General features: G+C 75.1%; 20 protein-coding genes. 13 read left to right on the top strand and 7 right to left on the bottom strand.

All coding sequences use genetic code 11. The features are described 5' to 3' along the window. The first annotated feature begins 50 nt into the window (after positions 1-50). On the top strand, positions 51-2,426 hold the full coding sequence (locus ACI79C_RS21375) for a DNA polymerase III subunit gamma and tau (protein WP_456947705.1): 2,376 nt from the start codon (positions 51-53) through the stop codon (positions 2,424-2,426). Positions 2,427-2,544: 118 nt separating this feature from the next. Here the strand turns inward: ACI79C_RS21375 and ACI79C_RS21370 are convergent, their stop codons facing one another. Next, positions 2,545-3,027, bottom strand: a complete 483-nt coding sequence (locus tag ACI79C_RS21370; protein ID WP_456947704.1) for an SRPBCC family protein — start codon at positions 3,025-3,027, stop codon at positions 2,545-2,547. Then, positions 3,024-3,395: an ArsR/SmtB family transcription factor gene (locus ACI79C_RS21365; protein ID WP_456947703.1), complete on the bottom strand. Its 372-nt coding sequence runs from the start codon at positions 3,393-3,395 to the stop codon at positions 3,024-3,026. Before ACI79C_RS21365 ends, ACI79C_RS21370 begins: the two co-directional genes overlap by 4 nt. A 138-nt stretch (positions 3,396-3,533) precedes the next feature. Here ACI79C_RS21365 and ACI79C_RS21360 point away from each other — a divergent pair, with 138 nt between their 5' ends. From ACI79C_RS21360 to ACI79C_RS21335, 6 genes are all read left to right on the top strand, one after another. After that, positions 3,534-3,869 (top strand): YbaB/EbfC family nucleoid-associated protein, encoded by a 336-nt coding sequence (locus ACI79C_RS21360; protein WP_456947702.1) that lies wholly within the window; start codon positions 3,534-3,536, stop codon positions 3,867-3,869. Positions 3,870-3,900: 31 nt separating this feature from the next. Continuing rightward, complete coding sequence (recR, locus tag ACI79C_RS21355) at positions 3,901-4,500, top strand: recombination mediator RecR (RefSeq protein ID WP_456947701.1); 600 nt, start codon at positions 3,901-3,903, stop codon at positions 4,498-4,500. A 351-nt stretch (positions 4,501-4,851) separates the two neighbouring features. Continuing rightward, positions 4,852-6,495 carry an ABC transporter substrate-binding protein gene (locus ACI79C_RS21350; RefSeq protein WP_456947700.1) on the top strand — a complete coding sequence of 548 codons (1,644 nt, stop codon included), beginning with the start codon at positions 4,852-4,854 and terminating at the stop codon, positions 6,493-6,495. A 106-nt stretch (positions 6,496-6,601) separates the two neighbouring features. After that, positions 6,602-7,705, top strand: a complete 1,104-nt coding sequence (locus tag ACI79C_RS21345) for an ABC transporter permease (protein ID WP_456947699.1) — start codon at positions 6,602-6,604, stop codon at positions 7,703-7,705. After that, positions 7,705-8,769 carry an ABC transporter permease gene (locus ACI79C_RS21340; RefSeq protein WP_456947698.1) on the top strand — a complete coding sequence of 355 codons (1,065 nt, stop codon included), beginning with the start codon at positions 7,705-7,707 and terminating at the stop codon, positions 8,767-8,769. Before ACI79C_RS21345 ends, ACI79C_RS21340 begins: the two co-directional genes overlap by 1 nt. After that, a complete protein-coding gene (locus ACI79C_RS21335) occupies positions 8,766-10,457 on the top strand; it encodes an ABC transporter ATP-binding protein (protein WP_456947697.1) in 1,692 nt (563 codons plus the stop codon). Before ACI79C_RS21340 ends, ACI79C_RS21335 begins: the two co-directional genes overlap by 4 nt. A 43-nt stretch (positions 10,458-10,500) precedes the next feature. Here the strand turns inward: ACI79C_RS21335 and ACI79C_RS21330 are convergent, their stop codons facing one another. Further along, positions 10,501-10,857, bottom strand: a complete 357-nt coding sequence (locus ACI79C_RS21330) for a Rieske (2Fe-2S) protein (RefSeq protein WP_456947696.1) — start codon at positions 10,855-10,857, stop codon at positions 10,501-10,503. Between the two features lie 111 nt (positions 10,858-10,968). On the opposite strand from ACI79C_RS21330, the gene ACI79C_RS21325 reads away from it, so the two are divergent. From ACI79C_RS21325 to ACI79C_RS21315, 3 genes are all read left to right on the top strand, one after another. Further along, positions 10,969-12,981: a TPM domain-containing protein gene (locus tag ACI79C_RS21325; protein WP_456947695.1), complete on the top strand. Its 2,013-nt coding sequence runs from the start codon at positions 10,969-10,971 to the stop codon at positions 12,979-12,981. A gap of 111 nt (positions 12,982-13,092) precedes the next feature. Next, positions 13,093-15,156, top strand: coding sequence for a TPM domain-containing protein (locus ACI79C_RS21320; protein WP_456947694.1), 2,064 nt, complete (start codon positions 13,093-13,095; stop codon positions 15,154-15,156). 76 nt (positions 15,157-15,232) lie between these two features. Beyond that, positions 15,233-16,000 carry a VOC family protein gene (locus tag ACI79C_RS21315; RefSeq protein ID WP_456947693.1) on the top strand — a complete coding sequence of 256 codons (768 nt, stop codon included), beginning with the start codon at positions 15,233-15,235 and terminating at the stop codon, positions 15,998-16,000. 118 nt (positions 16,001-16,118) lie between these two features. Here the strand turns inward: ACI79C_RS21315 and ACI79C_RS21310 are convergent, their stop codons facing one another. Beyond that, entirely contained in the window at positions 16,119-16,553 is a 435-nt protein-coding gene (locus tag ACI79C_RS21310) for a PPOX class F420-dependent oxidoreductase (RefSeq protein ID WP_456947692.1), read from the bottom strand. 91 nt (positions 16,554-16,644) lie between these two features. Here ACI79C_RS21310 and ACI79C_RS21305 point away from each other — a divergent pair, with 91 nt between their 5' ends. After that, complete coding sequence (locus ACI79C_RS21305) at positions 16,645-17,715, top strand: SDR family oxidoreductase (protein ID WP_456947691.1); 1,071 nt, start codon at positions 16,645-16,647, stop codon at positions 17,713-17,715. 3 nt (positions 17,716-17,718) lie between these two features. On the opposite strand, the gene ACI79C_RS21300 is transcribed toward ACI79C_RS21305, so the two are convergent. The 3 genes from ACI79C_RS21300 to ACI79C_RS21290 all read right to left on the bottom strand — a co-directional run bounded on the left by ACI79C_RS21300 (position 17,719) and on the right by ACI79C_RS21290 (position 20,721). Continuing rightward, positions 17,719-18,687 (bottom strand): pirin family protein, encoded by a 969-nt coding sequence (locus ACI79C_RS21300; protein WP_456947690.1) that lies wholly within the window; start codon positions 18,685-18,687, stop codon positions 17,719-17,721. A 37-nt stretch (positions 18,688-18,724) separates the two neighbouring features. After that, entirely contained in the window at positions 18,725-19,636 is a 912-nt protein-coding gene (locus tag ACI79C_RS21295) for a DUF5996 family protein (protein WP_456947689.1), read from the bottom strand. A gap of 95 nt (positions 19,637-19,731) precedes the next feature. Beyond that, positions 19,732-20,721, bottom strand: coding sequence for a pirin family protein (locus ACI79C_RS21290; RefSeq protein WP_456947688.1), 990 nt, complete (start codon positions 20,719-20,721; stop codon positions 19,732-19,734). Positions 20,722-20,837: 116 nt separating this feature from the next. Here ACI79C_RS21290 and ACI79C_RS21285 point away from each other — a divergent pair, with 116 nt between their 5' ends. Beyond that, entirely contained in the window at positions 20,838-21,932 is a 1,095-nt protein-coding gene (locus ACI79C_RS21285) for a methylenetetrahydrofolate reductase C-terminal domain-containing protein (RefSeq protein WP_456947687.1), read from the top strand. After that, on the top strand, positions 21,929-22,693 hold the full coding sequence (locus ACI79C_RS21280; protein ID WP_456947686.1) for a class I SAM-dependent methyltransferase: 765 nt from the start codon (positions 21,929-21,931) through the stop codon (positions 22,691-22,693). The genes ACI79C_RS21285 and ACI79C_RS21280 overlap by 4 nt, the downstream gene beginning before the upstream one ends. Positions 22,694-22,763 lie beyond the last annotated feature (70 nt).

Raw genomic sequence — 22,763 nt, 5'->3', positions numbered from 1 at the left:
GCGCGGCGGCGGTCCCCGACGTCGTCCGACCTGCCACGTAACCTCGTCGCGTGGCTCTGGCGCTCTACCGGAAGTACCGCCCGGCGACCTTCGCCGAGGTGGTCGGGCAGGAGCACGTGACCACCCCGCTGGTCAACGCCGTCGACGGGGGCCGGATCAACCACGCCTACCTGTTCAGCGGTCCGCGCGGCTGCGGGAAGACGTCGTCGGCCCGGATCCTCGCCCGCTCGCTCAACTGCGAGCAGGGGCCGACGTCGAACCCGTGCGGGGTCTGCGGCTCGTGCGTGGCCCTGGCGCCCGACGGTCCCGGTTCGCTCGACGTCATCGAGATCGACGCGGCCAGCCACGGCGGTGTCGACGACGCCCGCGACCTGCGGGAACGGGCCTTCTTCGCGCCGGTCAACAGCCGGTACAAGGTCTACATCGTCGACGAGGCGCACATGGTGACCACGCAGGGCTTCAACGCCCTGCTCAAGGTCGTCGAGGAGCCGCCGGAGTTCCTCGTCTTCGTCTTCGCGACCACCGAGCCGGACAAGGTGCTGTCCACCATCCGCTCGCGCACGCACCACTACCCGTTCCGGCTGGTCCCCCCGACGACGCTGCGCGGGCTGCTGGAGAAGACCTGCGCCGCGGAGGGCGTGCAGGTCGAGCCGACGGTGTTCCCGCTGGTGGTCCGCGCGGGCGGCGGCTCGGTGCGCGACTCGCTGTCGATCCTCGACCAGTTGCTCGCCGGGGCCGGGCCGGATGGCGTCACGTACCGGGACGCCGTCGGCCTGCTCGGGGTCACCGACGACGCGCTGCTCGACGAGACGATCGACGCCCTGGCCGCGCACGACGCGCCCGGGGTCTTCCGCGCCGTCGACCGGGTGGTCGAGGCCGGGCACGATCCGCGGCGGTTCGCCACCGACCTGCTCGACCGGCTGCGCGACCTCATCGTGCTCGACGCCGTCCCGGACGCCGGGGGCAACGGCCTGCTCGACTGCCCGCCCGACCGGCTGGACCTGATGAGCTCCCAGGCCCAGGCGCTGGGCTCGGCGACCCTGTCGCGGATGGCCGACACCGTGCACGAGGGCCTGACCGAGATGCGCGGGACGACGGCGCCGCGGCTGCTGCTCGAGCTGGTGTGCGCCCGCATGCTCCTGCCGGCCACCGACGACTCGGCGGCGGCCACCCTGCAGCGGCTCGAGCGCCTCGAGAGGCGGATGTCGATCGCCGGCGAGCACGCCGGCCGCCCGGTCGCCGACGCGCCGGTGGGAGAGGTCCGGCGGGAGCCCGCGCAGGCGGCTCCCGCAGCGCCGGCTCCCGCGGCGCCGGAGCAGCCGGCCGGACCGCGCCGCGAGTTCGTCCGCAGGTCGCAGGTGGCCGCCCAGGCCCCGGCCGCCCCCGCGCCGGCCGACCGGACCCCGGCCCCGGCCACCCGCCCCGCGGCCCCGGCTCCCGCGGCGTCGGCTCCCGCGGCGTCGGCCCCGGCGGCGTCGGCCCCGGCGGCGTCGGTCCCCGCTGCTCCCGCAGCCGCCGAGCCGGTGCGGACGCCCGCCGACGACTGGCCCGCGACCACCCCGCCCGGCGCCGGTGCGCCGCGGTCCCGGCCGGGTCCCGCCGCCGACGACTGGCCCGAGACCACGCCGCCGGGCTCCGGCGCGCCGTCCCGGCCGGCGGCACCTGCGGCTCCGGCGAGCCCGCAGGCTGCCGCGGAACAGCCGCCCGCTGCCGCGGAACAGCCGCGCGCACCGCGGGTCGCGGTCGGGGAGCCCGACATCCCGCTGCCCCCGGAGCCGACCGACGACGAGGACTGGCCGCACCAGCCGCGTCCCGCTGCGGTGGCCGCGGCGGCGGCACGCACCGAGCAGCCGCGCCCGGCCGCGACCGCGGCTCCCCGGGCCGCCGCCGAGTCCGCTCCCGCGCCGCGGGGCGCCGAGCCGACGCCGGTGGTCTCGGCCGACCCGGCGTCGGCGTCCGCCGACGGCGAGCTGACCACCAGCGACGTCCGCCGGGTGTGGCCCGAGCTGCTCAAGGTGGTGCGCGGGCACAAGCGCACGACCGAGGCGCTGCTCAAGAGCGCCCAGGTGCAGGACCTGGCCGGCGGGGTGCTCACCCTGGCGGCCACCTCGCCGGCGCTGGCCAAGATGCTGGGCGACGACCTCAACAAGGACGTCGTCCGCCAGGCGCTGCAGGAGCTGCTCGGCGTGCGCTGGAAGGTCCAGGTCGTCGTCGAGGGCGCGGCCCGCAGCGGTGCGCCGGCCGTGTCGCCGGAGGTCGCCCGCGAGGCGGCGCGGGCCGCGGAGGCGGCCGAGGCCCGCGAGCTGATGGCCGAGCGGGCGGCGGAGGGTGCCGGCGAGCGGCAGCCCGACCCGGTGGTGGACCCGGAGCAGGCGGCCCTGGCGCTGCTGCGCTCGCAGCTCGGCGCCCGCCCCGTCGACGACTGAGAGGCCCCGTCCTCCCCACCCCTCGCGGGGCCCCGGGCGGGCCCCTGGACGGGGCCGGAGCGGGACCGCGCTCCGCGGCGTCCGCCACGCTCGGGGGACGCCGCGGAGGGGCACCGGTTCACTGCCCGGCGAGGACCTCGTCGAGGCGCTCGTAGCCCTCGCGGACGCCGACCTCCATGCCGCTGGCCACGAACGCGTCGCGGTCGGCGAACGAGTCGACCAGCGAGGTCGCGGTCAGCCGGGTGCGGCCGTTCCCGACGTCCTCGAGGACCAGCTTCTCCAGGGCCACGCCGTCGGGCATGCCCTCGAAGGTGAACGTCTGCACGATCCGCTCGTCGGGGCGCACCTCGTGGAAGCAGCCGTGGAAGCCGTACTCCTCGCCGTCCTGCCGGTGCACGTAGCGGTAGGAGCCGCCGGTGCGGCAGTCGTAGTGGTCGATCGACATCTCCAGGCCGCGGGGCCCCATCCACCGGACCAGCAGGTCGGGGTCGGTGTGTGCGCGGAACACCTTGGCCGGCGAGGCGTCGAACTCCCGGGTGATCCGGATCAGCGGCACGTCGGGGTCGGCGACGATCTGGGTCTCGTGCGTGGTGGCGTTCATGACGGGGTTCCTCCCTCGGGTGGTGCAGCGGTGGGGGTCACGTCGTCGTCCGGCATGTCCCGGAGGACGTCGTCGAGACGGCGGTAGCGCTCCTCGGCCTGACGCCGATAGCGCTCGATCCACTTCGTCATGAGGTCGAAGACCTCGGCTTCCAGGTGGACCGGGCGGCGCTGGGCGTCCTTGCTCCGGCTGACCAGGCCGGCGTCCTCGAGCACCCGCAGGTGCTTGGAGACGGCCTGCACGCTCACGTCGTAGGGCTCGGCGAGCTCCCCGACGGTCGCGTCGGCCACTGCCAGGCGGGCGACCATGTCGCGCCGGGTGGGATCGGCCAAGGCCGCGAAGACCCGGGAGAGCGGATCGGCGGCCACGTCGCGTCCTCCTCTCTTGTCAACCAATGGGTTGAACACGACAGTGGACCGGCCCTCCGTCGTTGTCAACCTCTTGGTTGAAGAAGTTCCCGGCCCGTCGTCCCGGCGGGTGTCGTACCCGCGGCCTACCCTCGGGGCATGTTCCCCGGAGGCCAGCCCGACATGGCACGCCTGCTCGAGCAGGCGCAGCAGATGCAGCAGCAGCTGGCTGCCGCGCAGGAGCAGCTCGCCCAGGAGACGGTGACCGGTTCGGCCGGTGGTGGCCTGGTCACGGCCACCATGACCGGCCACGGCGAGCTGGCCGCGGTCACGATCGCCCCCGAGGCGGTCGACCCCGACGACGTCGAGACGCTGCAGGACCTGGTCGTCGCCGCCGTCCGCGACGCCTCGCGCCAGGTCAACGAACTGACCGCCAGCCGCATGGGCCCGCTCGCAGGCGGCCTCGGCGGCGGCCTGGGGCTGCCCGGCCTCTGAGCCGCGCGCCCTCCACGACGAGAGGAACACCGTGTACGAGGGGGCCGTCCAGGACCTCATCGACGAGCTCGGCCGGTTGCCCGGCGTCGGGCCGAAGAGCGCCCAGCGCATCGCCTTCCACCTGCTGGCCGCGGAGTCCGCCGACGTGGGCCGGCTGGTGGCGGCGCTGCAGCGGGTGCAGGCCGAGGTGCGTTTCTGCGTGACCTGCTACAACGTCGCCGAGGGCGAGCAGTGCCGCATCTGCCGTGACCCGCGGCGCAGCGACGACGTCATCTGTGTCGTCGAGGAACCCAAGGACGTCGTCGCGATCGAGCGCACCCGCGAGTTCCGCGGGCGCTACCACGTGCTCGGGGGCGCCATCAGCCCGATCGAGGGCGTCGGCCCCGACGACCTGCGGGTCAAGGAGCTCATGACCCGGCTGATGAACGGCGCGGTCACCGAGCTGATCATCGCGACCGACCCCAACCTCGAGGGTGAGGCGACCGCCGCCTACCTGGCGCGGCTGGTCGCGCCGATGGGGCTGGCGGTGTCCCGGTTGGCCAGCGGCCTGCCGGTGGGCGGTGACCTGGAGTACGCCGACGAGGTCACGCTGGGGCGGGCCTTCGAGGGCCGTCGCCGCATCGACGCCTGACGCCGCCGGGAGCATCGCAGGGAGCGCCGGCGAACGAGGAGCGGACCGGGGGCGGGAGGCGTCCATGGACATCGACGCCTGACAGCGCCGTCCCCACCACCCCTCACGGGCGCGGGGCGGTGCTCAGGAGCGGGTCCGGTGCGGAGCCGCAGACCCGGGGTCGCAGGGGCCCGGGAACGCCGTGGGTGCGGGCCGCCGGCGGGGCAGTCACGAGGCGATAACAGTCCCCGAGCGGACTCCTGGGACCGGAACGCCCTGTGCTACGCATGGGTAACCAACACCCATACCCCGCTGTGACCTGGAACATGTCCTGAGTCCGCGGGGGTTCTCAGGAAGAACGAAGGTAGGCGGATGAGTTCCGTTTCGACCGGCGGGCGGCGCGCGCGCGTCGCCACGGCTGGCCTCGCGGTGACCGCGCTGGCGCTGACGGCGTGCGGCGGCAGTGACGGCGACGGCGGCGGTTCCGGCGGCGGCAGCGGTGAGGCGCTGACGATCGGCACCAGCGACAAGATCACCACGATCGACCCCGCGGGCTCCTACGACAACGGCTCGTTCGCCGTCATGAACCAGGTGTTCCCGTTCCTCATGAACACCGACTACGGCAGCCCGGACGTCGAGCCCGACATCGCCGAGTCGGCCGAGTTCACCTCGCCGACGCAGTACACGGTCACCCTGAAGCCCGGTCTGACCTGGGCGAACGGCAACGAGCTGACCAGCTCGGACGTCAAGTTCTCCTTCGACCGGATGGTCGCGATCAACGACCCGAACGGTCCGGCCGCGCTGCTGGCCAACCTCGCGAGCGTCGACGCGCCCGACGACACGACGGTCGTGTTCAACCTCGAGAACGGCGACGACCAGACGTTCCCGCAGATCCTGTCCAGCCCGGCCGGCCCGATCGTCGACGAGGACGTCCTCTCGCCGACCGAGCTGACGCCGGACCAGGAGATCGTCGACGGCAACGCCTTCGCCGGGCCGTACGTGATCACCAACTACGACCAGAACAACCTGATCAGCTACGAGGCCAACCCGGACTACCAGGGCCTCCTCGGTCAGCCTGCGACGTCGCAGGTCAACGTCAAGTACTACGCCGACTCCTCGAACCTGAAGCTGGACATCGAGGAGGGCAACATCGACGTCGCCTTCCGGAGCCTGTCGGCCACCGACGTCGACGACCTGCGCGGCAACGACGAGGTCGAGGTCGTGGACGGTCCCGGCGGCGAGATCCGCTACATCGTCTTCAACTTCAACACCCAGCCCTTCGGTGCCACCCAGCCCGACGCCGACCCGGCCAAGGCCACGGCCGTGCGGCAGGCGGTCGCCCACCTGATCGACCGGCAGGAGATCGCCGACCAGGTCTACAAGGGCACCTACACCCCGCTGTACTCCTTCGTCCCCGAGGGCCTGACCGGCGCCACTCAGGCGCTCAAGGACCTCTACGGCGACGGCAACGGCGGCGCGGACCCCGAGAAGGCGGCCCAGGTGCTGCAGGCCGCGGGCGTGCAGACCCCGGTGCAGCTGTCCCTGCAGTACTCCAACGACCACTACGGCCCGTCCTCGGGTGACGAGTACGCGCTGATCAAGGACCAGCTGGAGTCCACGGGCCTGTTCCAGGTCGACCTGCAGACCACCGAGTGGGTCCAGTACTCCGAGGACCGCGTGGCCGACGTCTACCCGGCGTACCAGCTCGGCTGGTTCCCGGACTACTCCGACGCCGACAACTACCTCACGCCGTTCTTCCTCACGGAGAACTTCCTCGCCAACCACTACGAGAACCAGCAGGTCAACGACCTGATCCTGCAGCAGGTCACGACGCCGGACCCGGCGCAGCGCACCGCGCTCATCGAGCAGATCCAGCAGCTCGAGGCGCAGGACCTGTCCACGGTGCCCTACCTGCAGGGTGCCCAGGTCGCCGTCGTCCGCACCGGGGTGGAAGGCGCGGCGGATACTCTCGACGCGTCCTTCAAGTTCCGTTACGGGGCCCTGAGCAAGGGCTGAGCGGACCGGGGGACCAGCGACACCGGCCCCGGGTGACCCCGCCGCACGGCGGGGGCACCCGGGGCCTCCCGTGTGCGGGGGACCCGCACCGACGGAAGTGACGACCATGACCACAGCAGCGACCGAGCTGGCGGCCGGGCAGCCGGCCCAGGAGGAGGCGCCCGCGGGGCGCCGGCGCCGGGGCGGTGGAGGCGGCCTGGGCAGCTACCTCCTCATCCGCTTCCTGCTGATCTTCCCCACCGTCTTCATCCTCGTGACGACGGTCTTCTTCCTCATGCGCTCGACGGGTGACCCGATCACCGCGGCACTCGGTGGCCGGCTCACCGCCGCCGAGCTGGCCCAGCGGGTCCAGGAGGCCGGGTACGACCGGCCGCTGTTCGTCCAGTACCTCGAGTACCTGGGCAACGTCTTCACCGGCGACTTCGGGACGACGCTGTCCGACCGGCGCCCGGTCACCGAGGTGCTCACCACCTTCGGGACGGCGACGCTGGAGCTCGCCTCCTACGCGCTGGTCGTGGCCTTCGTCGTCGGCATCCCGCTCGGCCGGCTGGCCGCCTACTGGCGCGACAAGTGGCCCGACGCGCTGCTGCGGGTCTTCGCGATCCTCTGCTACGCCACGCCGGTCTTCTTCGCGGGCCTGGTCCTCAAGCTGGTCTTCGCCAGCGGCCTGGGCTGGCTGCCGGTCGCCGGCCGCGCGTCGACCGGTGCGGAGATCCAGCTGCAGTTCCTCGAAGACCCGACCGGCATCTACCTGATCGACGCGATCCGGACCGGGGACGGCGACGTGGTCCTCGACGTGCTGGAGCACGCGGTGCTGCCGGCCATCGCGCTGGGCCTGCTGACCGCCGGGGTCTTCCTCCGGCTGGTGCGCACCAACGTGATCGGCACCCTCGGCTCGGGCTACGTCGAGGCGGCCCGCTCCCGGGGCGTGGCCGAGCGGCGGCTGCTGCGCAAGCACGCCTACCGGCCGGCGCTCATCCCGATCATCACCGTGATCGGCCTGCAGATCGCCCTGCTCCTCGGCGGCGCGGTGCTGACCGAGACCACCTTCGAGTGGAAGGGCCTGGGCTTCCAGCTCGCCGAGTACCTGCAGGCCCGCGACTTCGTGGCGGTGCAGGGCATCGTCGCGCTGCTCGCGGTGATCGTCGCCGTGACCAACTTCGTCGTCGACGTCATCGCCGCGCTCATCGACCCACGGGTGAGGTACTGATGGCCACCGCCACGGCTCCCGTCGAGGAGACCCCCCGCACCGACCCCGCCCGCCGGGGCTGGCGCCGGCTGCCCGTCATCCACCAGCTGCGGCAGAGCGTCGGGCTGCAGCGCGGCATGCTCGTCGCCGGGCTGGTCCTCACCGGCGTCTTCCTGCTCGCCGCGGTGTTCGCGCCGCTGCTCGCGCCCTACGGCTACAACCAGCTGCGCGATGCCGACGGCCCGTTCGGCGCCCAGCAGGCGCCCTCGGCCGAGCACTGGCTGGGCACCACCGTCGGCGGCTACGACGTGCTGTCGCGGGTGGTCTACGGGTCCCGGACCGCGCTGATGGTCATCGTGGTCGCGATCGTGTTCTCGCTGTTCGCCGGCGTGCTGCTGGGCCTGGTCTCCGGCTACTTCGGCGGCTGGCTGGACCGCGTGCTGGTCGTCGTGTGCGACGCGATCTACGCGTTCCCGTCGCTGCTGCTGGCGATCATCATGGCGATCGTCATCAGCGGCGGGCAGTCCAGCCTCTTCGGCGGCATCCTCGCCGCCGCCATCTCCATCACCGTGGTGTTCATCCCGCAGTACTTCCGGGTGGTGCGGGCCGAGACGGTGCGGATCAAGGGCGAGGCCTTCGTCGAGTCCGCCCGCGTGGTCGGCGCGGGCCACTGGCGGATCATGAGCCGGCACGTGCTGCGCAACGCCACGCGCACGCTGCCGCTGATCCTCACGCTCAACGCCTCCGAGGCGATCCTCACCCTCGCCGGGCTGGGCTTCCTCGGCTTCGGCATCGAGCCCACCGCCGCGGCGGAGTGGGGCTTCGACCTGAACAAGTCGCTCTCCGACGTCACCAGCGGCATCTGGTGGACGTCGATCTTCCCCGGCCTGGGGATCGTGCTGGTCGTCCTCGGGCTGACGCTGGTCGGCGAGAGCCTCAACGACCTGGCCGACCCGCGGCTGCGCAGCCGGCGCGCGGTCGAGTCCGGGGACGCCGCGGAGACCCCGGTCGTGCCCGGCGGTCCGCTGGGTGCCGGGCCGGGCGGTCTGGCCGGGCTCGAGTCGACGGGAGGCAACCCGCTGTGACCACCGCACGTGACGACGTCGTCGACATCGAGAACCTGTCGGTCTCCTTCGCCACGGACGCCGGCACCATCACCGCCGTCCACGACGTCAGCCTGTCGCTGGCCGCCGGCGAGGTGCTGGCGGTCGTCGGCGAGAGCGGCAGCGGCAAGACGGTGACCGCGCGCAGCATCCTCGGCCTGCTGCCCGAGACCGCCCGGACCCGCGGCGCGGTCGTGCTGCGCAGCAGGGACGGCACCGAGCAGCGCGACGTCGTCACCCTGTCGCCGCGGCAGCTGGGTGACGTGCGCGGTCGGGACGCCGCCATGGTGTTCCAGGAGCCCTCCACCGCGCTCAACCCGGTCTACCCGGTGGGCTGGCAGATCGCCGAGGGGCTGCGGGCGCACGGGCGGTACAGCCGCAAGGAGGCCCGCGCCAAGGCGATCGACGTCCTCCGCCGGGTCGGCATCCCCGACCCCGAGGAGCGGGTCGACCACTACCCGCACCAGTTCTCCGGCGGGCAGAAGCAGCGCATCGTCATCGCCCAGGCCCTCGTGCTGGACCCCGGCGTGATCATCGCCGACGAGCCGACGACAGCCCTCGACGTGACGGTGCAGGCCGAGATCCTCGACCTGCTGCGCCGCTGCCGCGACGAGTTCGGCGCCGCGATCGTGCTGATCACGCACAACATGGGCGTCGTGGCCGACCTCGCCGACCGGGTGGCGGTCATGTACCAGGGCCGGATCGTCGAGCAGGCCGACGTCGGCACGCTGTTCAGCGCGCCGCGCGACCCCTACACCCGGCAGCTGCTGGGCTCGGTGCCCCGGCTCGGGGAGGGGCGGGTGCGCGCCGAGCAGCGGGCGGCCACCCGGCCCGCGGGCTGGGTCGCCGCGACGCCGGTGGTGGAGGCGCGCGACCTGCGCATCGTCTACCCCGGGCGGCTGCGGAAGCCGGACTTCGTCGCCGTGGACGGCGTCAGCTTCGCCATCCGCCCCGGCGAGGTGCTCGGGCTGGTCGGGGAGAGCGGCAGCGGCAAGACGACGATCGGGCGGGCCATCGCGGGGCTCACGAAGGTGACCGACGGCTCGTTGCAGGTGCTGGGCACCGAGATGCGCGGGGTCAAGGAGAAGGCGTTCCGGCCGGTGCGCAAGCGCATCGGGTTCGTCTTCCAGGACCCGGCGTCCAGCTTCAACCCGCTGCTCACCATCGCTGAGGCGGTCGCCGAGCCGCTGGTGGTCAACGGCCGCGCCGAGGACCCGCGCGCCGCCCGCAGCCGGGTGGACGAGCTGCTCGAGGCGGTCCAGCTGCCCAAGGACTTCGGCGACCGCTTCCCGCACGAGCTCTCCGGCGGGCAGCGGCAGCGCGCCAGCCTGGCGCGGTCGCTCGCGCTGGACCCCGAGCTGCTCATCGCCGACGAGCCGACCTCGGCGCTCGACGTCTCGGTGCAGGCGCGGGTGCTGGAGCTGTTCGCGGAACTGCAGCGCGAGCTGGGCTTCGCCTGCCTGTTCATCAGCCACGACCTCGCCGTCGTCGACCTGCTCGCCGACCGGATCGCGGTCCTCCACCGCGGCCGGCTGGTCGAGGAGGGCACGGGGGCGGAGGTGCTGGGGGCACCGCAGCACCCCTACACCCAGCGGCTGCTGGCCTCGCTGCCGGTGCCCGACCCCGCGGAGCAGGCCCGCCGCCGCGCGACCTGGGAGCAGCTGGGCTGAGCGGAGGGGATCCGTGCGCGTGACGCGCACGGATCCCCTCCGCTCACTCCAGGACGACGTCGTCGCCGCGGCGCAGCGCCTTCCGCACGCGCAGCCGCAGCACCCGGCTGTAGGCCCGGACGACCTGCGTGTAGCCCGGCGTCGGGCCGTGGTAGCCGAGGAAACCGCGCGGGCCGGCCACCATCTCCCCGGTCCGGACGTCGTAGCGGCTCTGGTGCCAGGGGCACACCAGGCACCCGTCGGCGTCGACGGACCCCTTCGACAGGTCGGCGAGCTGGTGCCGGCAGCGGCGGGAGACGGCGAAGTACTCCCCGCCGGTGTTGCCCACGGCCCAGTCCCCGACGCGGCGCACGGTCCGGGGCGGCAGGTCGGCGGCGGGGATGCGGTCGGGCTCGCTCACGGGGTCCTCCACGGTCTCGGGTGGGGGGCTGGTACCCCGTGCGCCGTCCCCGGACCCCTGCGCCGCCGATAGGGTCGCGGAGCCCGCCATCGTCGTCCCCAGGAGGTGCCCGTGCGGCGGCTCGTCGTCGTCCTGGGGGTGCTGACGCTGCTGCTGCTCGCCGGCGGGCCCGCACTCGCCGTCCCCCCGTTCCGGCTCGCCCAGCCGGTCGTCGACCAGGTCGGCGCGCTGGCCGGGCAGGAGTCGCGGGTCGAGGAGGCGCTCGACCGGCTGCGGGCCGAGGGCGGCACCCAGCTGTGGGTCGCGGTCGTCGACTCCTTCGACGGCGCGTCCGGCCAGGAGTGGGCGGACGACGCCGCGGCGGCCTCGCAGCTGGGGAGCTCCGACGTGCTCTTCGCTCTCGCCGTCGAGGACCGCGCGTACGGCCTCTCGGTGGACGAGGGCTTCCGGCTGTCCGACGACGAGCTGGACCGGCTGCTGGCCGGTGACGTCGAGCCCGAGCTCTCCGAAGGGGACTGGGCCGGCGCGGTGGTGGCGCTGGCCGACGGCCTGGGCGGCGGCGCCGGTGGAGGCCTGTCGACGGGGCTGCTCGTCGGCGGCGGGGTGGTCGTCGTGGGCGGCGGTGCGCTGCTGGTGGCCCGCTCCCGCCGGAAGCGGCGGACGGCGGCACCGGCCCCCGGCCCGGTGGACCCGCACGCCGGCGTGCCCACCGAGCAGCTGCAGTTCCGGGCCAGCAGCGCGCTGCTGGAGCTCGACGAGCAGGTGCAGGCCTCGCAGCTCGACCTCGACTTCGCCCGCAGCCAGTACGGCCCCGAGGCGGTGACCGGCTTCGACGAGGCCCTGGCGCAGTCCCGGGCGGAGCTGGCACGCGCCTTCACGCTGCGCCAGCAGGTCGACGACGAGGTCCCCGAGGACGAGCCGGGGAAGCGGCGCGTGCTGGCGGAGATCCTGACGCTGGTCGAGGCGGCCGACGCCCGGCTGGACGCGCAGTCCGAGGCCTTCACCCAGTTGCGCGACCTCGAGCGCACGGCGCCGCAGGTCCTGGACGCGCTCGAGCCGCGGATCGCCGAGCTGCGCGGCCGGCTCCCGGGGGAGGAGCAGCGCCTGCGGGACCTCCAGCAGCGGTACGCCGCCACGGCGCTGGCCCCCGTGGCGGACAACGTGGCCCAGGCGGCAGACCGGTTGACCGCCGCTGCGGCCGAGGTGGCGGAGGCGCGCGCCGATCTCGCCGCCGGTCAGCCGGGGGCCGCGGTGAGCGACGTCCGCGCCGCCGAGGACGCCGTCGCGCAGACCGGCACCCTGCTCGACGCGATCGGCCGGCTCGCCGCCGACCTCGACGCCGCCGCCGCGCGAGTGGCGGCGGCCCGCACCGAGACCGAGGCCGACCTCGCCGAGGCGCGGGCCCTGGTCGCGGCCGGGGACCGCACCGGCCTGCAGCCGCAGGTCGCCCGCGCGGAGGCAGCGCTCGCCGCGGCAGACACGGCCCTGGCGCCGCCGGACGGCCGGCCCGACCCGCTGGCCGCGCTGCGCCGGCTCGAGGAGGCCGACGTCGCCCTGGAGGAGGCGCTGCGGACGGCGCGGGACGCGCAGGCGCAGGCCCGGCGGGCCGCGGCCGCCCTCGACCAGGCCCTGCTCGCGGCGCGCTCGGGGATCACCGCGGCCGGCGACTTCATCAGCACCCGCCGCGGGGCGGTCGGCCCGGAGGCGCGCACCCGGCTGGCCGAGGCGCAGCGGCACCTCGACACCGCGGTGGCCGCGGGGCAGAGCGACCCGGTCGCCGCGCTCCGCGAGGCGCAGCAGGCGGGCGCGCTGGCCCAGCAGGCGCTCGCCGCAGCGCAGGGCGACGTCTCTGCGTGGGGGTCCGGAGCCGGCGGCTTCGGCGGGTACCCACCGGGCGGCTTCGCGGGCGGACGGCCCGGCGGCGGCGTGGACCTGGGCAGCCTCGTGCTCGGCGGCATCCTCTTCGGCGGGGGCGGCGGGTCCCGCGGCGGCGGGTCGTTCGGCGGCTACCGCAGCAGCGGCTTCGGCGGCGGCGGACGCCGCTCCGGGGGCGGGACGCGCCGGTCCAGCGGCGGCGGACGGCGGTCCGGTGGCGGCCGGCGCGGGGGCGGCGGGCGCTTCTGACGCGGGTGCTGCCCGCGGTGCCGATCGTGGCCGGGAACTGTGGATGAGCGCCGTCCGTGCCTACAGTCCGGACGTCCTGACGGGCGTCCTGAGTACAACCGGAGGTCCCACGTGCGCCGCCTGACGATCGTCATGGCTCTCCTCACCGCGCTGCTGCTGGCCGGGTCACCGGCGCTGGCCGAACCGCCGTCCGGGCTCGCGCAGCAGGTCAGCGACTCCGCGGGGGTCCTCGGCGGGGACGCCGACGCCGTGCGCAGCGCGGTGGAGGACCTCGAGCAGGAGACCGGCACCCGGCTGTTCGCGGTGTTCGTGGACAGCTTCGACGGGGTGGACCGGTCGACGTGGGCCCGGGAGACCGCGCAGCAGTCCGGGCTCGGCGCCGACGACGTGCTGCTGGCCGTGGCCGTCGACGACCGCCTCTACGGAGTGCACGCCGGCGACTCCGTCGACGCCGCGGAGCTGCAGGCCGTCGTGGACGACGAGGTCCGCCCGCGGCTGTCCCAGGGCGACTGGGCCGGCGCGGTGACCGCGCTGGCCGACGGGCTGGCCGGCGGGACCACGGCCGGCACGTCGTCGGGCTCCGCGGGCGGCTCCGGCGGTTCGGGCGCGGTCACGCTGGCCGTCGTCCTCGGCCTGCTGCTCCTGGGCGGTGGGCTCTACCTCTTCTCGCGGCGCGGACGGCGGGCCGGGCGGCGGGAGCTGGCGGCGACGCCGGAACCGGTGCGGCTGCAGCAGCGCGACCCGCACGCCGGGGTCCCCACCGAGCAGCTCAACTACCGGGGGAGCACCGCGCTGCTGGAGCTCGACGAGCAGGTGCGCAGTGCGCAGGTGGACCTCGACTACGCCCGCTCGCACTTCGGCGAGGACGCGGTGCCGGGGCTGGTCGGGGCCCTGGACCGGTCACGGGCCGAGCTCGCCCGGGCGTTCACGATCCGGCAGGAGCTCGACGACGAGATCCCCGAGGACGAGCCGACCCAGCGCCGCATGCTCACCGAGCTCCTCTCCCTCACCGACGCCGCCCGGCAGCGGCTGCGCGACCAGGCCGCGGCCCTCGAGGAGCTGCGCGAGCGGGAGCGCACCGCCGGCCAGGCCGCCGAGGAGCTCACCCGGCGCATCGAGCAGCTGCAGCAGCGGCTGCCCGACGAGGAGCGGCGACTGGCCGACCTGCAGGGGCGCTACGCCGCGTCGGCCGTGGCGTCGGTCGCCGAGAACGTCGCCGAGGCCGGCGTGCGGCTGGCCGCGGCGACCCGGGAGGTGGAGCTGGCCCGACAGGACCAGGCGGAGGGGCAGGCGGGGCGCTCGGTGGGCCGGCTGCGCGGCGCGGAGAACGCCGTCGGGCAGAGCGCCACGCTGCTCGACGCCATCGCGCGGCTGGGCGGCGACCTCGCCGCGGCCGAGCAGCGCGTGCCGGCGGCGCGGGCCGACATCGAGGAGGACCTCGCCGAGGCCCGCGCGCTGCTGGCGGCCGGCGGCTCCGGCGACCTGCGCCCGCAGGTCGCCCGCGCCCAGGCGGCGCTGTCCGCCGCAGAGGAGGCGCTCTCCCGGCGGGACGGCGCGCTGCCCGACCCGCTGGCCGCGCTGCGCCGGCTCGAGGAGGCCGACATCGCCCTCGAGCAGGCCCTGCAGACCGCGCGCGACGACCGGACCCGTGCCCGCCGCGCCGCCGAGGCGTTGGAGCAGGCGCTGCTCACCGCCCGCTCGGCGGTGGCCGCGGCCGGGGACTTCATCGGCACCCGCCGGGGCGCGGTGGGGCCGACGGCGCGCACCCGGCTCGCGGAGGCCGAGCGGTACCTGGCCTCCGCGGAGCGCCAGGGCGGCTCGGACCCCGCGTCGGCGCTGCGGTCGGCGCAGACCGCCGACCGGCTCGCCCAGCACGCGCTGGCCGAGGCCGAGGCCGACGTCCGGCGGTGGTCCCAGCAGACCGGATACGCCGGCTACGGGGGCTACGGCAACACCTGGGGCGGCTACGGCGGCGGCTACGGCGGGGGCTGGGGAGGCGGCGGCTACCGGCGCGGCGGGGGGATCAGCCCGCTCGGTGCGGGGCTGGGCGGCCTGCTGCTCGGCGGCCTGATCTTCGGTGACCACGACGGCGGCGACGTCGGCGGCGGGGACTGGGCCGCCGGGGACTTCGGCGGCACCGACTTCGGCGGGGACTTCGGCGGCGGGGAGTTCTGACCGGACCGTCCGCCGAGGTCTGGGAACTGTCGGACCCCGGTGGAACTGTGTCCTCCCCCACGGACGAGGAGGACACATGCCCACTCGGAACACCCCCTGGCCGGCCGGCACCCCCTGCTGGGTCGACTACGGCGCCTCGGACCTCGAGGCCGCCAAGGACTTCTACGGCCGCCTGCTCGGCTGGGAGTTCGAGGGCGGCGACCCGGAGTACGGCGGCTACCTGAACGCGACTCGGAACGGGGAGCCGGCAGCGGGCATGGGCCCGCTGATGAACCCCGGCGACTCGCCCGCCTGGACGACGTACTTCGCGACCGACGACTCCCAGGCGACGGCCGCCCGCATCCGCGAGGCCGGCGGCACCGTGGTCGTCGAGCCGATGGAGGTCGGGCCGATGGGCACGATGGCCATCGCGGTCGACCCGCAGGGCAACGCCTTCGGGCTGTGGCAGTCCGGCACGCACACCGGCTGCCGCATCTACAACGAGCCCGGGTCCCTGGTGTGGAACGAGGCGGCGGTCGACGACCCGGCGGCGGCGCGGGAGTTCTACGGGGCGGTCTTCGGCTTCACCTTCGACCAGGTCCCCATGGACGACGAGATGGACTACACGACCTTCGCCACCGGTGAGAACCCGCTGGGCGGGCTGGGCGGGCACCAGCCGGGCTCGCCGAAGGGCTGGGCGGTGTGCTTCTCGGTCGCCTCCACCGACGAGGCCGTCGCCACCGTCGAGGCCGCCGGTGGCAAGGTCACCATGGCGCCCACGGACACCGAGTTCGGCCGCTTCGCGGTGGTCGAGGACCCCTGGGGTGCGCCCTTCTCGGTGATGCAGGCCCCGGCCGGGAGCTGAGCGGGGTCCCGAGGACGGCGCGTCGGGGGCGCGCCGTCCCCGGGGCGGACAGGGCGGCCCGCTGCAGGGTCCCGCCGCGAGCCCGTGAGCGGCAGGGGCAGGGGCAGCGGGACCTCCCTCAGCCGCGCAGCTGGCCGTAGGCGTGCTCGGGCCGGAACCGGACGACCAGCCGGCGGTCGCTGACCATGGCCGCGCGGTACTCGTCCCAGTCCTCGTGCTCGCCGGAGATGCCGCGGTAGTAGGCGACCAGCTCCTCGACCGTGGCGTCGTGCGGATCGGCGGCGACCGGCGTGAGCTCCGCGGTCCCCTCCACGGCGGCCCAGCTCCAGAAGTCCTGCGAGGAGACGTGCAGGGTGACCCGCGGGTCGGCCCGCAGGTTGCGGGTCTTGGCGCGGTCGTCGGTGACCGACACCCGGAACAGCCGCGCCTCGGGGTCGTACGCGTAGCCGACGTTGGACAGCTGGGGCCGGCCGTCGCGCTTGATGGTGGCGAGCACGCCCCATCGGTGCTCGGCGACGAAGTCCAGCAGGCGGGGGTCCGCGGTCGCAGCCATGCCGGCAGCAACGCCGTCCCGGCCCGGGTTGTGCCCGGCACCACGACGGCGCCCTGGTGTGGGACAGCGGCCCGAGGGGGAGTGCAGCGTCATGAGCGACGAGCAGCCGACGGGCAGCGTGCTGGTGACCGGGGCGGGCGGCGTCATCGGCGCGCACGCGGCCGCGGAGTACGCCCGGCGGCCGGGGTGGCGGGTCCGCGGCGTCAGCCGGCGCACCCCGCGGAGGGCGACCTGGGAGCACCTGCCGGTCGACCTCGGCGACGCCTCCTCCGCGCGGGCGGGCCTCGACGGTCTGGGAGACGTCACCCACCTGGTCTTCGGCGCGTACGCCGAGCGGCCCACGGCCCGGGAACTGTCCGAGGTCAACGTCGCGCTGCTGCGCAACACCCTCGACGGGCTGGCGGCCGCCGGTGCCCCGCTCGAGCACGTGACCCTCTACCAGGGCGGCAAGGCCTACGGCGCGCACATGGGGTTCTTCAACACGCCGGCCAGGGAGCGGGACCCGCGGATCATCCAGCCGAACTTCTACTACGACCAGGAGGACCTGCTCCGCGAGGTCGCCGCCGAGCGAGGCCACCGGCTCACCGTCTTCCGGCCGGAAGGCGTCATCGGCTACGCCGTCGGCAACCCGATGAACCTGCTGATGGTCATCGCCGTCTACGCCGCGATCACCCGCGAGCTCGGCCAGCCGCTGCGCTTCCCCGGCAACCTGGCCGCCTACGACGCCCTCTACCAGGTGACCGACGCCGAGCTGCTCGCCCGGGCCACGGTGTGGGCCGGCGGCGAGCCGGCCGCCGACGGCGAGGTCTACAACGTCACCAACGGCGACCAGCTGCGCTGGCGGCACGTGTTCCCGGTCGTCGCCCGCCACTTCGGCATGGAGTACGCCGAGCCGCAGCCGGTCCCGCTCGCCGAGGCGATGGCCGACCGGCGGGACGTCTGGGAGCGGCTGGCCGCCCGGCACGACCTCGTGCCGACCCCGTACGAGGACCTCGTCCGGTGGGAGTTCGGCGAGTTCATCTTCCGGTCCGGCTTCGACAACGTCAGCTCGACGATCAAGCTGCGGCAGGCCGGGTTCGCCGACTGCCTCGACACCGAGGACCGCTTCCTCGAGCTGTTCGACCGGCTCGCCGCGGACCGGGTCATCCCGCCGCTGAGGTAGGCCTCACCGTTGCCGGCCGCGCGCCTTGAGCGGCACCGACGGCAACGGTGGGGCAGCCAGCCGGTCGCCGTCGTACCCGACGACCGCGCCGAACCGCTCGTCCTCGTCGTTCCAGCGCTGCGCGTACTCGGCGATCTCCTCGCCGGACCGGCCGACGAAGTTCCACCACATGACGATGCGCTCCTCGAACGGCTCGCCGCCGAGCAGCAGCAGCCGGCTCGCCTCGCCCGCCTGCAGCCGCACGCCGCGCCGTCCGGTGCCCAGGTACAGCATCGCGCCGCGCTCCAGGGGCACGCCCTCCACCCCGACCGACCCGGAGGAGGCCAGCAGCGCGTACTCGAAGTCCGGCTCCAGCGGCAGCTCGACGTCCGCACCGGCGGCGAGGTCGAGGTCGGCGCCCACCAGCGGGGTGTAGGCGGTACCGGGCGACGTGGCCCCGCCGAGGGACCCCATGAGCACGGTCGCGGTCAGCCCGTCGGAGGTGAAGCCCGGCAGCGCCGCGTGGTGGTCGAAGGCCGGCGCGACCTCGCGGTGCGCATCGGGCAGCGCCACCCACAGCTGCGCGCCGTGCAGGAAGCGCGGGTGCACGGCGGGGGACTGCTCGGAGTGCGCGATCCCGTGGCCGGCGGTCATCAGCGCCAGCTGGAGCGGCCGGATGACCGCGTCACTGCCGAGCGAGTCGCGGTGGTGGACCTCGCCCTCGAGCAGCCACGAGACGGTCTGCAGCCCGGTGTGCGGGTGCGGCGCCACCTGCATGCCGGGTGAGGAGGTGATGTCGTCGGGCCCGTAGTGGTCGACGAACGCCCACGCGCCGACCAGCCGCCGGCCGATCGTGGGCAGCAGCCGGCGGACGCGGGTGCTCTCCCCGAGCTGCACCTCCTTGCCGGGCAGCAGGTCCAGCACCGGGCCGGCGGGGGTGGCGTCCCGCCCGCCCAGCTCCCGGGCGGGCGGGCGACGGTCGAGGTTGCTCACGGCGCGGACCTCCGAGCTGCGGATGGGATCGGCGGGGTCAGGCGGGTGTCGGCGCGGTCGGGCAGCGCAGGGCGTCGAGGTCCCAGCCGGCCCGGCGAGCACCGGCCAGGTAGGCGCTCTCCAGGAACTCCAGGACGACGGCCCGCGGGTCGGTCGCGGTCCGCACGTCCTCGTAGGGGAGCAGCGCCAGGTGCGCGCCGCGGCTGTCGATCCACCGTGCCGCGGCCGGCCGCAGCGGCTCCTCGGCCAGCCCTGGCGGCTCCGGCGCGGTGTAGGAGTAGAAGGCCGGCTCGGGCACCTGGTCGTCGCCGAACCAGAAGCCGGCGCTGATCACCTCGTGCGAGTAGGCCTCGCGGGTGACCGGGTCGACGTCTGCCGGCTGCTCCACCCGCCGGTCGGAGAACCGGGTGACGGCGATGTCGAAGGTGTGCCAGAAGTGGTGCACCGGGCTGGTCTTGGCGTAGCTGCGGCCGGCGAACTCCTCGAGCACCTGCGCCACCTGACCCAGCACCAGCCAGTAGCGGGTCACCCGGTCGCGGTCGTAGGCGGCGTGGTGCTCGTCCTCGGCGAACGGGGTGCGGTCGGCGAGGTCGAAGGGCACGGGGAGCTCGACGGTGGCGGGCAGGCCGAGCCCCGACAGGGTGCCGAGCAGCTGCCGGTAGAACGCCGCCACGCTGAGCCCGGGCAGCGGGAACGACGCCCGGCGTCCGTCGGCGACGGCCACCTCCAGCCGGTGGTCGATCAGGTCCAGGTCGACGGCGAAGACCGGGTCGAAGCCCATCGGCCGCGTGGTGAGGCCCCGGCCGGTGAGGTGGAACGGGATGTGCCACCAGTGGTTGCGCCGCGGGGCGTTGGCCAGCCGCAGCTTGCCGACGATCTGCAGGAACCGGTGCACGGTCTCCTTGGTGTCGGCCCACTCGGCCAGCGGCAGAGGCGGGAAGACGGACACGACGGGGCTCCTCCCTCGCGGTACCCGGTGGGGTCAGCATGCAGCCCGCGGCGGCGGCACGGTAGCCGCCGCCGCGGACGGCGTCCGGGCGGTGCTCACTCGCCGGTCTCGCCCCGCACCCCGGCGTGCGGGATCCGCTGCGCGGGGATCGTGCCGAGCCGGCCGGCCTGGAAGTCGGTGAACGCGTCGACGACCTCCTGGCGGGTGTTCATGACGAACGGCCCGTACATGGCGATCGGCTCGCGGATGGGCAGCCCGCCGAGGACGACGACGTCGAGCGCCGGTGTCCGCGACTCCTGGTGCACGGCGCCGTGGAGGGTCACCGTGTCACCGGGGCCGAGGACGGCGAGTTGACCGGTGCGCACCGGCGCGCCGTCGATGCCGACCGACCCCGCGCCGGACAGCACGTAGACCAGGGCGTTGAAGTCCGGCCGCCACGGCAGGTCGAGGGTCGCGCCCGGCGCGATCGTCGCGTGCACCATCGCCATGGGGGTGTAGGTGGACCCCGGCCCCCGGTGCCCACCGACGTCCCCGGCGATGACCCGCAGCAGGGCGCCGGCGTCCGGGCTGGCCAGCAGCACCGACTCGTGTGCCCGCAGGTCCTGGTACCGCGGCTCGACCCACTTCTGCGCGCGGGGCAGGTTGACCCACAGCTGCAGGCCGTGGAACAGCCCGCCGCTGACCACCAGGTGCTCCGGCGGGCGCTCGATGTGCAGGACACCGCCGCCGGCGGTCATCCACTGGGTGTCGCCGTTGCTGATCGTGCCCCCGCCGCCGTGGGAGTCGGCGTGCTCGAAGGTGCCGTCGATGATGTAGGTGACCGTCTCGAACCCGCGGTGCGGGTGCCAGGAGGTGCCCTTCGGCTCGCCGGGTGCGTACTCGACCTCGCCCATCTGGTCCATGTGGAGGAACGGGTCCAGGTCGCGCAGGTCCACGCCGGCGAACGCCCGGCGCACCGGGAAGCCCTCGCCCTCGAAGCCCGACGGCGCGGTCGTCACCGAACGGACCCGGCGGCGCACCGTCCCGGGCGCGGGCAGGGGGACGCGGGGGAGGGTGGTGGTGTCCTCGACGGTCACGGCGGGCATGCCGGCCTCCTTGGTTGAGGGCTCAACTAGTGGCGACTGTAGCGCCGGAGGCGCCGATTGTCTTCCCGCCTCCCCGGTGGCGTTTGGGCGGCGGCGGCCGCGGTCAGCCTGCGAGCGTGGACGATGACGCCCGCCGGCCGGGGTGCCCGAAGCGGATGGTCTTCGGCCCGTGCGGCGGCGTCCGGGACGACGAGCGCTGCGAGGTCGCCGAGCACCGCTGCGTGTTCCTCGACGAGCCGGCGCCCCCGTGGGACACCCCGCGCCCGGAGCCGGCGCCGCCCCCGCTGGGCAGCCTGCTCGACTCCGCGCGCAGCCGGCCGGTGGTGCTCACCGATCTCACTGTCCCGCCCTACGACCCGCTGGCGCTGCGCCGCGTGGTGGGCGTGCTCGCGCCGGTGTCCGACGGCCTGCTGGCCGGGGAGCACGCGAACCGCCCCGACCTGCCGCCCACGCTGTTCGCGGCGGAGGTGCGCGACGCCGGCGGCCGGCCGTGGACGACGCTGGCCTGCCGGGACCGCAACCGCGTGGTGCTCGAGCAGGAACTGGCCGGGCTCGCCGCGGTCGGCGTCGACGCGGTCCTCTGCGTGACCGGCGACGCGCGCGGCCCCGGCGTCCGGCCGGGCGTGACCCAGGTCTTCGACCTCGACGGCCCGCGGCTGGCCGCGCTGGCGGCCGCGGCCGGGCTGCCGGTCGCCGTGCCGGAGTCCCCGGCCGCGCCGCCGGTCTCCGGCCGGCCCGCGCGGGTGGCGGCCAAGGAGCGGGCGGGTGCCCAGGTGTGCGTGCTCAACCACGTCCGCACCCCGGCCGAGGTGGCGGCGTTCGTCGCCGCCGCCCGGGCCGCCGGCGCGACCCTGCCGTTCGTCGCCGCGGTCGCCGTCTACACCGACGAGCGCTCGGCGCGCGTGCTGCAGCGCTTCCCCGGCCTGCACGTGGACGGGGACACCGTCGAGACCGTCCTCGCCGCACCGGACCCCCGCGCGGCCGGCATCGCCGCCGCGGTCGATGAGGCGCGGGCGCTGCTGGCCGTCCCCGGGGTCGTCGGCGTCAACCTCTCCGGCCTCGCGTCGGCGGCCGGGGAGGCCGAGGGTGCGCGGGTCAAGGCCGAGGTGGCCGAGCGGACCAGGGAGGCAGTGTGCGAGCTCCCGAGCGCACCGGAGGCGGAGCAGCGCCCGCTCACCGGCCCGACGAGCCCCAACGAGGAGGTCCGGTGAGCGAGCTCGAGAGCGCGGCGATGGAGTCGGAGTTCGGCACCGTCGCCGGCTGGACCGAGGAGGCGGTGCACACCCTCGGAGCCGAGTACGCGGTCCCCGCCGGGTGCCGCGGCAGTGGCAGCGAGGGGGCGCTGCGCTGGCTGGCCGACCGGCTCGCGCTCACCGACGGCAGCCGCGTGCTCGACGACGGCGCCGGGGTGGGCGGGCCCGCGGGCTGGCTGGCCGCCGAGCGCGGGGTGCGGCCGGTCTGCGCCGAGCCGATGGCGGCCGCCGCCGGGGCCGCCGCCCGGCTGTTCGGCCTGCCGTCGGTGGCCGCGGTGGCCCAGGCCCTGCCGTTCCGCGACGCCGCCTTCGACGCCGCCTGGTGCCTGGGCGTGCTCTGCACGACGTCGGACAAGGCCGGTGCGCTGGCGGAGCTGGGCCGGGTGCTGCGCCCGGGCGGCCGGCTGGGACTGCTGGTGTTCGTCGCCGACCGCCCGCTGCCGCCACCCCTGCCGGAGGGCAACGAGTTCCCGGCGGCCGACGAGCTGCCGGGCCTGCTCGACGCCGCCGGGCTGCGGCTGCTGGAGACCGCGGACGCCGACCTCGGCGACAGCCCGCCGGAGTGGTCCGAGCGCGCCGACGCCGTGGACGCCGAGGTCGCCCGCCGGCACGGGGAGGACCCGCAGTGGCGGGAGGCGCAGGAGCAGTCCCGCCGGGTCGGCCGGCTGCTGTCGCAGGGGGCGCTGCGGCCCTGGCTGGGGGTCGCCGAGGCGGTGTGACCGCGTGAGATCTGCACAGTGGTCGCGATCAGGCCGCGGATGTTCGCCACTGTGCAGATCTCGCGGTGTA

Source organism: Geodermatophilus sp. SYSU D00697 (assembly GCF_054050175.1).
This window is presented reverse-complemented; position numbering and strand designations above follow the sequence as displayed.

Coding starts and splice junctions, on each gene's coding strand:
- ACI79C_RS21290 (WP_456947688.1), bottom strand. CDS start 20,721: ATGCCCGCCGTGACCGTCGAGGACACCACCACCCTCCCCCGCGTCCCC.
- ACI79C_RS21310 (WP_456947692.1), bottom strand. CDS start 16,553: ATGGCTGCGACCGCGGACCCCCGCCTGCTGGACTTCGTCGCCGAGCAC.
- ACI79C_RS21305 (WP_456947691.1), top strand. CDS start 16,645: ATGAGCGACGAGCAGCCGACGGGCAGCGTGCTGGTGACCGGGGCGGGC.
- ACI79C_RS21345 (WP_456947699.1), top strand. CDS start 6,602: ATGACCACAGCAGCGACCGAGCTGGCGGCCGGGCAGCCGGCCCAGGAG.
- ACI79C_RS21340 (WP_456947698.1), top strand. CDS start 7,705: ATGGCCACCGCCACGGCTCCCGTCGAGGAGACCCCCCGCACCGACCCC.
- ACI79C_RS21370 (WP_456947704.1), bottom strand. CDS start 3,027: ATGAACGCCACCACGCACGAGACCCAGATCGTCGCCGACCCCGACGTG.
- ACI79C_RS21315 (WP_456947693.1), top strand. CDS start 15,233: ATGCCCACTCGGAACACCCCCTGGCCGGCCGGCACCCCCTGCTGGGTC.
- ACI79C_RS21360 (WP_456947702.1), top strand. CDS start 3,534: ATGTTCCCCGGAGGCCAGCCCGACATGGCACGCCTGCTCGAGCAGGCG.
- ACI79C_RS21350 (WP_456947700.1), top strand. CDS start 4,852: ATGAGTTCCGTTTCGACCGGCGGGCGGCGCGCGCGCGTCGCCACGGCT.